At 40.4% G+C, this 14,337-nt stretch carries 16 protein-coding genes; 2 read left to right on the top strand and 14 right to left on the bottom strand.

Going from position 1 to position 14,337, the window contains the following annotated elements:
• Window positions 1-115: 115 nt before the first annotated feature.
• The 5 genes from BW935_RS05765 to BW935_RS18320 form a co-directional block, all read right to left on the bottom strand.
• Complete coding sequence (locus BW935_RS05765) at window positions 116-1,402, bottom strand: type II toxin-antitoxin system HipA family toxin (RefSeq protein WP_076499353.1); 1,287 nt, start codon at window positions 1,400-1,402, stop codon at window positions 116-118.
• A complete protein-coding gene (locus BW935_RS05760) occupies window positions 1,396-1,740 on the bottom strand; it encodes a helix-turn-helix domain-containing protein (RefSeq protein WP_076499352.1) in 345 nt (114 codons plus the stop codon). Before BW935_RS05760 ends, BW935_RS05765 begins: the two co-directional genes overlap by 7 nt.
• A gap of 236 nt (window positions 1,741-1,976) precedes the next feature.
• Window positions 1,977-2,126, bottom strand: a complete 150-nt coding sequence (locus tag BW935_RS05755; protein WP_084565826.1) for an agmatine deiminase family protein — start codon at window positions 2,124-2,126, stop codon at window positions 1,977-1,979.
• A 126-nt stretch (window positions 2,127-2,252) separates the two neighbouring features.
• Window positions 2,253-3,494, bottom strand: coding sequence for a dipeptidase (locus BW935_RS05750; RefSeq protein WP_084565824.1), 1,242 nt, complete (start codon window positions 3,492-3,494; stop codon window positions 2,253-2,255).
• Window positions 3,495-3,533: 39 nt separating this feature from the next.
• The gene (locus BW935_RS18320; RefSeq protein ID WP_175606641.1) at window positions 3,534-3,674 is read right to left on the bottom strand and encodes a hypothetical protein; all 141 of its coding nucleotides are present in this window, start codon (window positions 3,672-3,674) and stop codon (window positions 3,534-3,536) included.
• 180 nt (window positions 3,675-3,854) lie between these two features.
• Here BW935_RS18320 and BW935_RS05745 point away from each other — a divergent pair, with 180 nt between their 5' ends.
• Together BW935_RS05745 and BW935_RS05740 are read left to right on the top strand one after the other, a co-directional pair.
• Window positions 3,855-4,139 (top strand): type II toxin-antitoxin system RelE/ParE family toxin, encoded by a 285-nt coding sequence (locus BW935_RS05745; protein ID WP_076499351.1) that lies wholly within the window; start codon window positions 3,855-3,857, stop codon window positions 4,137-4,139.
• 1 nt (window position 4,140) lies between these two features.
• On the top strand, window positions 4,141-4,440 hold the full coding sequence (locus BW935_RS05740; protein ID WP_076499350.1) for a HigA family addiction module antitoxin: 300 nt from the start codon (window positions 4,141-4,143) through the stop codon (window positions 4,438-4,440).
• 177 nt (window positions 4,441-4,617) lie between these two features.
• On the opposite strand, the gene BW935_RS05735 is transcribed toward BW935_RS05740, so the two are convergent.
• The 9 genes from BW935_RS05735 to BW935_RS05700 all read right to left on the bottom strand — a co-directional run bounded on the left by BW935_RS05735 (window position 4,618) and on the right by BW935_RS05700 (window position 14,267).
• Entirely contained in the window at window positions 4,618-4,977 is a 360-nt protein-coding gene (locus tag BW935_RS05735) for a GxxExxY protein (protein ID WP_076499349.1), read from the bottom strand.
• Window positions 4,978-5,173: 196 nt separating this feature from the next.
• Window positions 5,174-5,776 carry a YceI family protein gene (locus tag BW935_RS05730; RefSeq protein ID WP_217695347.1) on the bottom strand — a complete coding sequence of 201 codons (603 nt, stop codon included), beginning with the start codon at window positions 5,774-5,776 and terminating at the stop codon, window positions 5,174-5,176.
• Between the two features lie 20 nt (window positions 5,777-5,796).
• Window positions 5,797-7,335 carry a hypothetical protein gene (locus BW935_RS05725; protein WP_076499347.1) on the bottom strand — a complete coding sequence of 513 codons (1,539 nt, stop codon included), beginning with the start codon at window positions 7,333-7,335 and terminating at the stop codon, window positions 5,797-5,799.
• A 146-nt stretch (window positions 7,336-7,481) separates the two neighbouring features.
• Entirely contained in the window at window positions 7,482-9,032 is a 1,551-nt protein-coding gene (locus tag BW935_RS05720) for a hypothetical protein (RefSeq protein WP_076499346.1), read from the bottom strand.
• A 113-nt stretch (window positions 9,033-9,145) separates the two neighbouring features.
• Window positions 9,146-9,835: a hypothetical protein gene (locus BW935_RS05715; protein WP_076499344.1), complete on the bottom strand. Its 690-nt coding sequence runs from the start codon at window positions 9,833-9,835 to the stop codon at window positions 9,146-9,148.
• A 149-nt stretch (window positions 9,836-9,984) separates the two neighbouring features.
• Window positions 9,985-10,815: a helix-turn-helix domain-containing protein gene (locus BW935_RS05710; protein WP_076499343.1), complete on the bottom strand. Its 831-nt coding sequence runs from the start codon at window positions 10,813-10,815 to the stop codon at window positions 9,985-9,987.
• 291 nt (window positions 10,816-11,106) lie between these two features.
• The gene (locus BW935_RS18545; protein WP_217695346.1) at window positions 11,107-11,247 is read right to left on the bottom strand and encodes a hypothetical protein; all 141 of its coding nucleotides are present in this window, start codon (window positions 11,245-11,247) and stop codon (window positions 11,107-11,109) included.
• Window positions 11,248-11,375: 128 nt separating this feature from the next.
• Window positions 11,376-12,005 carry a response regulator gene (locus tag BW935_RS05705; RefSeq protein ID WP_076499341.1) on the bottom strand — a complete coding sequence of 210 codons (630 nt, stop codon included), beginning with the start codon at window positions 12,003-12,005 and terminating at the stop codon, window positions 11,376-11,378.
• Window positions 12,006-12,257: 252 nt separating this feature from the next.
• Window positions 12,258-14,267, bottom strand: coding sequence for a tetratricopeptide repeat-containing sensor histidine kinase (locus BW935_RS05700; RefSeq protein ID WP_076499340.1), 2,010 nt, complete (start codon window positions 14,265-14,267; stop codon window positions 12,258-12,260).
• Window positions 14,268-14,337: the final 70 nt, after the last annotated feature.

Here is a 14,337-nt window from a genome sequence, read left to right as displayed (position 1 = left end):
GCTCGTAGCGTGAAATCATTCCACTAAATTTCCCTCAATTTCAAGTCGCCCACAATACCCCAATGATGTGATGGGTAAAATTTTTAGAAATAAAAAAATTAATCAAATGCAGCCCTTATACCAGCTTGACCAAAGTAGCAGCGATAGCTTCTGAAAGCTTTGAATTCACCTTATATTTTCCTGCATAGTCCAGCCAATTGGAAACGACCTCCTGCACTTCTTTTATAATCCCTTGAGGATTTCGGATAGAATTTTGCTTGGCAATGGCCAAAAAATCGTCTAGTACAAAATCCTTCCTTTTGCCATTGATGCTCAGGCAATGCTGACTGACCCAAACACTGTCAGGCCTGTAAGCATGGCAAATATCATAGGCCGGAGAAAGCTTCCATTTTCCCTCCTTATCCATCAGAAAAGCAAAGTTTTTGGTATGATCGTCACAGTTGCGGGCCAAAACATTGAATACCATCCTGCGGAACATTTGCTCTGCCTCAGCATAGGTAAGCCGAAGTTGGCGCATGGTCTGAAACAGCTGTTCGTAGCTAAAGCTAGTAACATTGTTGAAATCAAAGTGCTGCAAAGCACAAAAAGTCTGCATGTGTAGCTTATCGGTTCCGTCCACTCTATCAAAACGCTTGGTCATAAAATGCGCCCTACCCTCTTCTTCAATCAGCCTGCTTTCAGCCATGTCAATTCCAGCATCTATCGCCATGGCATAATAAGCCATCTCCACCCGTCCATAACCAAAGGTCTCTCCAAACTGTGTGTCATTAACCCCATCAAACTTGATCAGCCAATGTTCAAATCCAGCATCTTGCAAAGTCTGCCCCGATCGGATCATTCCGGTGGCTTCATTATATGCGATGATGGCTTTGGGTCGTGCACCTCCCGCTGAAGTACCCATTTTTAACACATTCAGCATGACATCACGCATGGCTTGGTCAGTTTGTGTTTCAAACTGCTCCCTGCTTTCCAGCAACTTTTTAGTTGTCTCAATAAGGCTTGAGAGTTCCAATAATTGCCCTTGCTCTTGGACTGGCAGTGTAGAAGGCTCAAACTCCAAGGCACCCATGCCTCGATTTCCGATAAAACAAAGTAGTTCAACGGGATTCAAAGAGTTTTCGGGTCTACCATGACGGGCAAGCCAGCCATTGATCAATTCATTTCCATAACGATCAGGTAGAGAGTCTGCCAACAATCCGGGAAGCCCTTTGAATGTCGCATTGCCTCTCAGTTCAGGAAAGCCATAGACACGATTCCCAAGCGGCATCCGAATCGGTGAGATATCGAGTTTACCAGAGGTAAATTTTCTGTCATATTCGAAAAAAGCCAATTCTTGACGTTCATCCCATACCACCGCCCCTATCCGCTGCCCCCAGAGCTTGACAAATGCCGTCCTTACCATCCCAGATCATCTTTAGGGGAAGATTTTTTGCTTTTGGATGCCCTTTTCCATTTGGCCTCGTCTTCTTTGGCCAGCTGCATAGGACTGATAGGCTTTACTTCTTGAAAATGCTCCAACACATACAGGGCATCCAAAACACGAAGTATTTTTAATAGATTGGTCAGCGCAATATTCTCTCCCCTCTCCAATAAACTGAGGGTAGATCGACTGATCGCAGCCCGCTCCGCCACTTCATCTTGCGTAAGGTTCTGCTCAATCCTGCGGGACTTGATAAAGCCTCCTATTTTTTTGAGAAGCGCTCCATCACTTATATACGATATGTATGAAAAATCATTCATTATATGATAAATTGTGCTTTTATGACTTATTTTTCATACAAATGTATAAATATTTCAGTAAACAAAAAACATTTTATGAATGATTTTTCATTCGTTAATAGTCATTTTACATATTAACGAGTATTATTTCATTCAAAATTTTAATTCACAAGTGACACTTTTGGTTGATAAGGTAGTTTTTACAAAAAGCACTTTTAAAAAATGGTTTTTCAAGAAAGCATAATGAAAGCCCTGCTTTACTTCAACCCCCTCCTTTTAGGTTCCTGCTGTGTACTGCAATGTATACCTCCACCATGCCAATTCAGCGGCAAAGCATCTACTAAAACAATTTCACGGCCAGGAAATGCTTGTTTGAACAAACCTTCAACTTCCTTTTCCCGCTTGATAGAAGCTCATCCTTTACTTCCTTGGAATCTCCTGATGTTAGGGTACGGCATCACAAAAGAAACGCTGCGCTCGTTGCGTGAAAGTCGTTGCGCTCGTTGCGAGAAACTTTTAAACTATTTAACATCTTAATCAGATAAAATTTTAGCAATCCTTGGCTGCTCAACTTTCTGCAATTCTGCGGCTTTTTGTTCTACTGCTTCAAATACCCTCAAAAAATTCTCTTGGGTCACCTTTTTCAACTCGCTTTCTGTCCAACCTCTGCTAGCCAATTCCAAAAGGATATTCGGAAATGTACTGGCATCCTCCATCCCTTCAATCAAATAGAACATCCCATCAAAATCACTTTCAATACCTATATGATCTACACCAATCAGATTTTTTACATAATCAAAATGATCTGCAAAATCCCTGACGGTCACTTTGGGTTCCGGATTGGCTGCTTCCCAAGCATCCCATTCTGCTTCAGCTAATTCAATTTCTTCTTCAGACATCTGATCAGGATTGGGGTATTTTTCTTGAAATACCTTACTCATACTATCAAGCTTTACCAAAAAATAATCATGGGCTTCCTGCGTGGTAAAATAATTGACCGGAGTCAGCATGATCAATCCACCATTTTCTTTCAATTTCAAAAGAACCTGATCTGAGGCATTCCTTTCGGTGTCTGTAAGGGCCCTTGCATTGGCGTGGCTGAATATGACTGGGGCTCTTGTAATTTCAAGTACATCCAGCATCCCTTTCTCAGTAATATGTGAAAGGTCAACCATCATACCCAGGCGATTCATTTCCAACACCAATTCTTTCCCATAACCAGTCAAACCATCATTTATGGGTTCATCAAATGCTCCATCCGCAATATTGTTATTATTGTAAGCTAAAATCACCGAGCGCAAACCCAATCGGTACAATGTCCTCAATCGCCCCAAATCATCCACCAATTCATAGGTATGCTCCATGGAGGGGATAATGGCAATCTTCCCGTTTTTCATTAATTGCCTGACTTCTGAAGATGTAACTGCAACTTTGAAAACATCAGCATACTTCTCCTCTATTCTATAGATCAAATCCCAGCCTTGCAGGTATTCATTCATCTCTTTACCTCTACCAAAAATATTGGTCAGCAGCGCACCCACTCCTCCTTGGCGCAGTCGGGGAATATCGATATGCCCATCTGTGATGGTATCTAACCGGTAGGCATCCAATTCTCTCGGACAGGCTTGACACCAGATATAATGGATCAGCAGGTCATTATGACCATCAATCAGTGGGGCTTCTCTCAACACTTTGGCGACCATATCTTCTTGCGTCAGCTCTACTTTGCCAGTACAAGAAATCAAAACAATAAAGAACAAGCCATATGCTTTCATGGGCAAAAATTGATTATAATTAAAACATAGAATATCAACTTAAACAATAGACGCTAGGGATAAAAAGCCCTTTAAATAATCCGATAGCATCATAAATAGGAAAAGGATTGTACCAATCAAGGCAGCGCAGCCCCCTATCACACAGGTATGGGCCAGAATGTTTTCTGTATGAACTTTCATAGTGTTGACAGTTTGGTAAAACGTTGAAAATGAATACACTATAAATGTACGAAAATGAAACAGTGCGGAAAATACCCTAATTATGTGATATCGAGGCAAAACGTTTAAAAATAAAACAGTGTGTTGTGAAATTAAAAACAAGATACTAACTTTATACGTTAGTAACGCAAGGCAAGATTGATGATAAAAGATTTTGGTGATAAAGAAACTGAAAAAATTTGGAACGGTATCTTTTCAAGAAAACTACCAAATGAAATTCAGCATACTGCAAGAAGAAAATTAAGAATGCTTCATAATGCCCAAAGTCTTCAAGATTTGAGGATTCCACCAGCAAATAGACTTGAAAAACTCAAAGGAAATCTACCTTCATTTTACAGTCTCAGAATCAATGATCAGTGGAGGATCATATTTGTATGGGACAATAATGATGCTTACCAAGTTCAAATATTAGATTATCATTCATAAAATGGAAAAGCTTAAAAACATTCATCCAGGTGAAATTTTATTAGAGGAGTTTTTAATTCCTATGGAAATTTCTGCTTACAGATTGGCTAAGGAAACATTTATTCCTCAAACGAGAGTTTCTGAAATCATCAAGGGCAATAGAAGGATTACTGCTGATACTGCACTTCGACTAAGCAAATACTTCGGAACAAGTCCTAAATTTTGGTTAGGGTTACAAGATGACTATGACCTAGAAGAGGAAAAACATCAAAAATCTAATGAATTGGATAAAATCATTCCTGTTGAAGATTCGGGTGTTTGAGGTTTTTTTTTAAAAAAAATTTCACGCAGACCCTGTCCCGAGTATTGGGAGGACGCAAAGAGAAAACGCAACGACCGCAACGAAATATGGACATCTTATTAGTTGCGTTCGTTGCGTAAAACCGCTGCGCCCGCCGCGTGAAACCATCAATTTTTAAAATCAAAGATTATTGACAATTCAATGAATCCCATCTTTAAGATATTTGACATTAAAATTTATAAGTAGACCAAGCTTTTTCTCTGAAAGCTTCAAATAGGTCAAGGTTTGGGCAAAATGTACAGGTGCTAGGGCTTCGTTGGCTTTAATTTCTACGATCACCTTGTTTTCAACCAGCAAATCAAGTCTAAAGCCTGCTTCAAATTTTATTTCTTTGTAAATAAGAGGGACCGGCACTTGAGATACCACAAAAATACCAGCCTGAATCAATTCATACTCCAAAGCTTTTTCATAAACTGACTCCAGTAATCCCGGTCCCAAAGTCCTGTGGATTTCAAAAGCCTTATCAAGGATCATCTTTGCTATTTCATTTTCATTCATCCATTACAAAAAGTAAATAAATATCCAAAGCCAATGCTTTCACTTTTAGATAAACGTTTAAATAACCGATTAAAAAGTTCATGCAACGTGCGCAACGATTAACGCTAAGAGCGCTACGTAATATAGAGTTCTTTTCCGTGGCGACCGTTGCGTTTCCCCCGTTGCGGTCGTTGCGTGAAACCCTATGGTACAAATTCTAAAATTCCACAAATATTCTCACCTCATCAGAAAGAACCAAACTCTTCTCTCCTAGCCCGAAATCCAATCGGTCAATTATAAACTCACCCTTAAACTTCTGCTGCCTTCCTGTTTGGGACAAAGTAAATGGGATTTCCACTTCCATTTTTACATCCCGGATCTGCAATTCAAAAATCCCTACAAAAGCATTCTTACCCCTTGGCTGAAAAGACTTGGATTCCAAACTAATGAAAGGAAATTTTTGGATATGAAAGTACTCCCTTCCTTGAAGGTGCTTGTCCCTCAATTTGATTCCTGTTTGGATACTTTCTGGGTTTGCCTTACCTCGAATAATAGATTGAGATAATTTCTTAGGATCAAAATCCACCTCCACTTCCCAATCTGAAATTGTCCCATCCACAGTTATTCCCGCATTTTTTATTTTGAATTGGATAGGACTTTCAGGTTTAACCGATTGAGCTATAAGCAAAAACGGTACTAAGGCAAAAACCAAAAACAATCTATTTTTCTTATTAATTAAAGTGGGGTTCACGCAGCGGGCGCAAAGAATACGTAACGATCGCCACGGGGCAACAACAATATCTAAATATCCAATATCCATCAATATCAATGTTTAAATGTTTAAAGTGTCAACAAATACGCAACTAAAGCCTTCCTATCCCCTTCATTCAAATACATCCCAAATTCATGTCCTTTGATCGGTTTGGGTGACCATCCCTCTTGAAGCCTTTCATGATTAAAAAAGTCTTCCAACTGAGATATTGAACCATCATGAAGGTATGGCCCCCGATACCATAGGCCTTTTAATGAAGGTATTTTGTAATAGCCTGTGGCACGTCGGGTGTTGAATGTGTAATTGGGATCTGTACCCACGGAAACATCAAAAATGTCATATTTTTCATAGTGGTCCTCTGGAATTTCAAAGCCTTCAGCAGGAGTGAGTTTGTTATTGGTAAATAAAGGAGGAGTATGGCAAGTGACACATCCTTGTTCTGCAAAGATGATTTTTCCTTTTTCGCTCAAAGCTGATGGTTTATTGGGGTTTTCCGGTGGAGTTAAGGAGTAAACATATTTGGCGAGTGCATACAATTGCTCATCTGAGTAGCGATCATGTGTTCCTGCAAACATGATAGGTCTGTCAGGGATAAGCCTTTCTCGGGGAATACCTAAAGGGCTGAAATCCCCATAAAAGTTAAGCACATCCAAAGTTTGATTCATGGCAATGTATCGCATCATATCTTCAATGCCCCTATGTTGGCCTAATCCTCCATGATCCAAGTATTTTCGGTCTTTCACTCCAATTAGATCGGGAGCTTGAGGAGCGAATAAAATACTTGTTCCTTGCCTACCGAAAGTCCCAATAGGCACAGATTGAAAAGCATTGACTATTGCATCAAAGCCTTGAGAAACTAACTTTCCATGAGGATCTCCATCAGACCAAGGACTTCCAAACAAAGCATTCATTAAAAAACCCATAGACCGAATTAGATCACTATCAGGTTCAAAACCTTCCTCAGTAGCAAAAAATACGGATGCCTTATCCCCTGCCCAATTGCCTTGTGCACCTTTAATCAGAGAGCCATCGGGCATAACCCTCGTATGACACATACCGCATGACAAATTCCCTACACGAACCCTACCCTTTCCAGTAACCACCCACCTGCTAAATGGCATAATTCCCTCAGGAGTAAGAGGCATTTCGACATAGTCGTAAAAATCCGGGTTTCGCACCAAATCGTTAGTGAGAATGGCCCCTAAGGTATCAATGGGGTGATCAAACAGCATCTCGCCAGCTTTGATCCAATCTTCCTCTGTTATAAACTTGGATGGATCCCAAACTACTTCTGGTTCCAGCGATTGAAGCCATTCCCAGTAACCCTCTGGTTCATGATCAGGATGATAAACTGGGTAAGATCTGTAAATGGTTCTTTCAGCCATCGCATAGTAATATTCCTCTGAAACAGGCTGAGGAGAATATTCTGGTTTGGGATTAGGCAATTCCCAAGTTTTCATTGCTTCATCTGTCCACACCTTTGGGATTTCAATTTTGCTCAAAATATACCCTCCCTTTTCACTTAAACTCAAAGCCAAAAGCGGTAATATCAAGCTTAAAAGGAGCCAATTTGGTAATTTTGATAATTTCTTAACGATTTCTTTCATTTTCCTTTTGGATAAAATTACAACAACAAATTACAGCTGATGACGCTTGATTACAATACCCTAATCATGTGATAAACAAGTCAATACATCATACTATAAGGGTGCGTCACATGATTTTGAGCCACAGCTTAGTGAATTTCACCTCCTTATAAAGTCAATAGGTAAGCAACCAAAGCCTTCCTATCCCCTTCATTCAACTCCATCCCAAATTCATGTCCCTTAACTGCCTTGGTTTTGACATCATGTGGCTTGAATCCTGTAGGCACATAATCATCTCTCAGTCTCGCTGGATCAAATAGATCTTCGAGCTTAGCTAATGAAGCATCATGTAAAAAGGGGCCTCTATACCACAGCCCCAACAAAGAAGGAACTTTGTAATACCCTGTCCCCCTTCGGGTATTCAGGGTATAGCCTGGATCTGTTCCGACAGAAATATCAAAGATGTCATACTTATCAAAGTGTTCGTCAGGAACCTCAAACCCATCAGCAGGAGTCAGTTTATTATTGGTAAAAAGCGGCGGGGTATGACAAGTCACGCAACCTTGTTCCGCAAAAATGATCTTCCCCCGCTCGCTGACAGTTGATGGTTTATAAGGGTTTTCCGGTGGGGTCAATGAATAAACATATTTTGCAATCGCATATAATTGTGCTTCTGAGTGCCGATCGTAAGTTCCTGGGAAAATAATGGGATCTCCTATATTCAGTCTTTCTTTGGTCAAACCTATAGAATTGTATTCCCCATAAAAATTCAAAAAATCCAATGCCTGATTCATGGCAATGTAGCGCATCATATCTACTATTGAGCGATGTTGCCCCAATCCTCCATGATCAAAATACTTTCTATCCTTCACTCCTATCAGGTTTGGCGCTTGGGGTGGATACAGGATACTGGTACCCTGCCTACCAAAGGCTCCTTCCGGAACTGCTTTATAAGCTTCCAATATACTTTCTCTTCCACTGGCCAGCAATTTCCCATGGGGATTACCTTCCACAAAAGCACTTCCGAAAAGAATATTGGTAATACCCTGCACTCCCCTTTCAGAAACTCCATCGGATTCTAAAGCAAATGCAAAAGCCTTATCCCCGGGCCAGTTTCCTTGGGCTCCTTTCAACAAACTACCATCTTCCATAACCCGGGTATGGCACATCGCACAGGAAAGATTTCCCAAATACACCTTGCCTTTCCCCGCTACTACCCATTGAGCAAAAGGCATGATTCCTTCAGGTGTCAAAGGCATGCCTGTACTGGAGTAAAAATCCGGATTGCGCACATGTTGTGTATTGATTATAGCTCCAAGGGTATCAATTGGATAGTCAAAGAGCAATTCACCGGCTTTGATCCAATCTTCCTCAGTAATCAGCTTACTTTCATCAAATACAATTTCCGCTTCCAGGCCATGGAGCCATTCCCAATACCCCTCAGGCTCTTGGTCTGGATGGTACACTGGATACGTTTTATAGATGACCCTTTCTGGAAGATTGTAATAGAATTCCTCCGTAACAGGCTGTGCCGAATACGCTGGATTTGAATTAGGCAACTCCCAATCCTTCATAGCTTCATCCGTCCAGATCCGGGGAATATCCAAAACAGAAAAGTAAACCGCACTTTGCTTACTCAATCCAAAAGCCAGTAGCGGCAATAGCATACAGCCATAGAGCCACATGGGAAGATTAGAAAGCCATTTTTTGATTTTCATTTGGATGCTTGATAATAATTACTTAGACAAGTTACCGCTTTCAAAATTCCATCACAATACCCTAATCATGGGATAAGACCTGTCAGGTTTCAAAAACCTGACAGGTCTAAATCTTACCAAAATCTCAATTCTACATCTTGTCTAGCTTTCGTTCTAGAAATCACCTTGTATTCAAATCTCTGATTGGTGCCAGGTATCGTTCCTTCTGATTCTATTACCAACAAATAGTCTTCCTCAGACCTAGGCTTATTGTACTCTTCGTAGCGGGAAGCCACTCCTTTCCTTGGATTGAGGGCTTCCAATTCAGGAAGAGTTAAGACTCCATCCACCATAGCATTTGCCAATAAGTCACTATCCACAAACCAAACTGGCATATTAGACCCCTCTCCATAAGCAATGACAGGAAATGTACCCATTGGTGCATTTGGTTCGATCAAACCTCGTCCGGATAGTGTCAATGGGCAAAAAAATCCATTCGGAACATGATACAAATCCAACAAGTTAAATTCAGGATCAATGCACTCTACCTGGCGCATCATGGGAATCACAACCGTGCCATTCGATTCCATTAATAAAACATCTGGACCGAGGACTGCAATTCTTGCGTAAAAGGGAGGTCCTGGATCATCTTCGGGAAAGGACAGTTCGATAAATGCAGGATTGGCTTTCATTTGTTCGTATTCCAGTCGGGCTTTTTCAAGCTCGGAAACTAACGGCTGTTGATCTTCATTGTCGCAAGCCATTACCAAAATGACCCAAGCAATGGCTGCCTTGCTTAAATTGAGGTAAGTTGCTTTTTTCATGACCTTGATTTTAGGATTTCAAATAATTACCCTACAAACCTAGTCTCCAGGCAAAAAAATGGATAGTAAGAAAACGACATGTTTTTTGAGAAGCGAGAAGCAAGACACAAGAATCAAGACACCTGTGTCATGTCTCTTTTCTCTCGCTTCTAAAATCTAATTTCTTTCTGAAACCTCAATGGCTTCCTTTTCAATTCCTCTTCCATCATTGTAGGCGTGATTCCGGCAAATTCCTTAAAGTCTTTGATAAAGTGCATTTGATCGTAATAACCGGAGAGATAGGCTATCTCTGACCAATTAGGGGTTTCGGATCTCTCAAAAAGTCTGTATGCATTGGAGAACCTGATCAGTCGGGAATAAACCTTCGGGGATAGCCCCAACCTTTCTTTACATTTCCTTTCAAACTGCCGCAAACTCAAGCATGCCAAATCCGCCACCTGAGTAATTGGCAAATGGCCTTGATAATTGAGCATGTGAAACAAGGCTTTGTCTATTGGAAGCAGGTCCTTTATTTTAGTCAATTTCCCAAGCAAATAATGTGTTATGCGTTGGTGCATTTCCTCCAAGGATGCCATTTCCGCACACCTATCCACTAGTTCATTGATATCCGACCCCATCAACTCCAATCCGTCGAAGCCATCATCGAATATCTCTTCCATAGGAATACCCAGTAATCTAAAAAGACCTCCAGGTCGGAAGCCTATTACTGCAACTGTATAATCATGGCTAACCGTCAACTCCATTCGGGTTACTTGCGGCCCTACCACAACAGCCTTTGGCCTTAACCTAAATTCAGTATCATTGACTTTTTTGGCCTGGAACTTCTCTTTGATATACAAAAAAATACAATGCTGAGGTGTTGGGGGATATTGTCCGACAATTGACCCTTCACCTGGCTCAAGTACATGATCCACCAAGAAAATACTTTGGACAAAACTTGCCAAAAGCGGATGTGGGTCGAAAAATCTGAATTGGATCATATTCTTTTCTTAATATTCAATAGGAGTTATAAATAGATCAAGATATTGGTGGATACTGGATATTCATTGATATTATCTATAACATACCGCTAAAAAAATATCAATCTAATATCCATTAGTATCAATTTAATATATTCATGTTTAACTACCAGACTTATCACGGAGTACTGATAGATATTATTGTCTGGGAAAAGATATTCATGGATATTGGGATATTGATAGATATTGAACCTCACACACCCTCCAAGCATTATCAATCTAGTATCAATAAATATCGATTAATATCCATTTTTATAAGATCCAGACCTGCCAGGTTTTGAAAACCTGGCAGGTCTCCACCAATATCCTAATATCTAAAATATCCACTAATATCTTTCCTTTCACCCCAACCACATTCAATTCTTCAAAACCTTCGAGGTCAATAAAAGACATTAAAGTTTAGCAGAGCCTGACCTTTGGGGTTTCCAAAACCCCGAAGGTCTTAATTTATAAGAATCAATTTTTAGCATTTTATACTTCTCACTTAAAACCTTCGAGGTCTGAAAAAGACCTCAAAGGTTTTATACCAATCCTTCATTAATTGCCTTGGAAACAGCCTCTGTCTGGCAGTGCACTTGGAGCTTTTCGTATATATGTTTGATATGCGTTCTCACCGTATCGATACTGATTTTGCAATCTGCTGCTATCAATTTGAAGCTGTTGCCTTTACTTAAAGATACCAAAACATCTTTTTCCCGCTCTGTCAGCCCATAATTCACGGATTGCAGTGGCTTTTGCATAGACTGTATCACCAATTTGGCCACAGCAGGTGACATGGGTGCACCGCCTTCCAATATTTCTTCCACGGCAGAAAACAAACGGTTGGCTATGTACTTTTTGAGCAAATATCCAGAAGCTCCAGCTTTGATGGCATTGAGCACGTTTTCGGAATCATCAAAAACAGTTAGAATCAAAATGTTTGTCTCGGGTGATGTTTTTTTCACCAAAGCCGTAGCTTCAATCCCCGTCCTTCCCGGCATCTCAATATCCATCAAAATCAAATCAGGTCGAAAAGTCTTCACCTCCTCCTCTACATTATTGGCATCCGAAAAAGCCCCCAGCAATTCCATCCCATCATTCAAGGTCACCATACTACTGATGCTTTCGCGAAGGAGGTCGTTGTCTTCGTATAATAAAACCTTAATTGACATATTCTTGGTTTTCAAAGGGACTGTATTTATGGCTAGTAACTATTCTTGAAATAAATAGAAATATACCTGCGGTGAAATATTTTGAAATAAGCTTTCAGAGAAATCCCCCCTAGCCTTCCGCAGTCAAGTGCAATTAGTTACATATAAAGATGACTTTGGTGAAAATTATTTCAACCTTATTTCTATCGTATTTCAACCATATTTCAACTCACCTAAATATCCCAAAAAACAACGAGCTAGAAAATACCCCAATCATGTGATAGGTGCACTCAGTTGGATGGTTGTACCCATATTGGGAAAGCTTTCGATTACCATATTCCCTCCCATCATACTGGCCCTTTGCTGCATATTGAAAAGCCCATTTCCCTTTTTGGTCAACTCCTGGTCAAAGCCCTTTCCGTCATCTTTGATGAATAGATTCAGCCTGCCTCCCTCCATCTTGAGCTTGATATCCAAATGCTTACTCTCTGCGTATTTGGCGGCATTGTTGAGCGCTTCCTTAAAGATCAAAAACAGATTTCTTCTTTTTTCCAGGTCTAACTTGATCTGCTCGGCACCTTCTCCTACCTCGAAGTGGTAGGTGATCCCCTTCGGCTCTAGAATCTCTGCTGCAAATTCCTGCATCTTGCTGAGCAATTGTTCTAAGTTGTCATTATCGGGGTGAATAGACCAGACGATGTCACTGAGCTTATCCATCATGGAAGCTGTGTGGACATTGATTTTCGAAAAAAGGCCTATATCTGGGGACTCTTTCTTTTGCAGAGCCATTTGCGATAAAATATGAATACTGGACAATGTACTTCCCAAGTCGTCATGCAAATCTCTGGCTATGGAATTCCTGAGCTTCTCCACCTCCAAAAGGCGCTTGGTACGGCCTACGATACGGTATTTATTCACCAAAATTCCAGCAAGAATGATAAAAAAAGTGAATACTGCGATAATCAGGTTCTGATTGGCTTTCTTTTTGGCCAACTCAGCCCTGTCCAATTGCTGTTCTGTTTTCAATAAACTGATTTCATTTTCTTTCAGATCCAAAGCATATCTGGATTCCAGTTCTTTGAGCTGCGCCTGCAATGCTCCGATCCCTATAGAATCGCGATAGGCATACTCTTTGGATTGAGCTTCAAGTGCTTCCTGAAATTTGCCCTGAGTCAGATAGTATTCCTTTAAGTTTTTGAAAGCAGTGATCGCCTCACTGTATTGTTTTTGAAGCAAAGCAGTTTCTGTAGCCATCTTCAAACTTTGATAAGCCTCTTTTTCCTGTGATAACAAGCTTTGAGCTTTTCCCAAATCAGCTAAAATTTTAGAATCATAAGTACTGATACCTGCCTCTTTCAATACTTTTTGAGCTTTTTGGAAATGTGCCAAAGCAGACTCAGGTTCTTCCATCAGGAGATAATTTCTTCCGATATTATAAAGTTGAATCCCCACCATCTCTTTCAGGCCAAGCGATTCCTGCACCTCCATGGCCAATTCGAAATATTCCTTCGCTTTTTGATGTTGGGCTTTATCCATGTAGACATTGCCCAGATTTCCCAAAACCATGGATTCTCCCCGTTTATCTCCAAGAAGCTTTCTGTATTCCATGGATTTCAAGAAGTATTTTTCGGCATCTCCATAGTTTTTGATGTGATAATGGGCGGTACCTAAACTGTTGTACACAAATGCCAATCCTGTCTTATTTTGGGTTTTTTCAAAAATGTCCAAGGCTTTGTAAGTAGCTTCAAAATTGGATTTCTGATCATCCTTTTGCTTGTAGACATTAGAAAGGTTGATATAAATACCTGCCACGTTGTCCAAACCAATCACCTGATGGTCTAAGGAGATGGCTTCTTTATATGCTGAAAGTGCAGCTTCAAATTTCCCTATTCTGTTGAGGTGAATTCCCCTTCCATTGTAAAGTGTATAGGCCAACTTCTGGTCATTTGGGTTGGATCGAAGGAATGATTCGGCCTGATCAAAATAATAGTCTACCGAGTCCAAAACTCCCATAGCAGAGTAATTCCCCGCTAACCGCACCGCAGCATTTGTTTTGAATTTGTCAAAAGCCCGATTATCCGGCATCTTTAGAATTGCCCTATAATTTTCCGTGGAGCGTTTTAAGTCTGAACGCTCTAAGGTAATTCCCAAGTCCATCAAAGCTTTGGCATGGATAGTATCCTGTCTATTTTGGGAAATGATAGTCTGAAGGCTATCGATTTTAGATGATTGAGCAAGCACCTCAATAGAAACAAAAAAGAGCAAAAACACCAAAGATCTCATGGTCAAACAATTAATTACCAAAACAATTTAATGGTATTTTTTTATATCAAAAAATATCAATGAAAAAGAA

It is taken from the genome of Belliella pelovolcani, from assembly GCF_900156785.1.
Lineage (GTDB): Bacteria > Bacteroidota > Bacteroidia > Cytophagales > Cyclobacteriaceae > Belliella > Belliella pelovolcani.
This window is presented reverse-complemented; position numbering and strand designations above follow the sequence as displayed.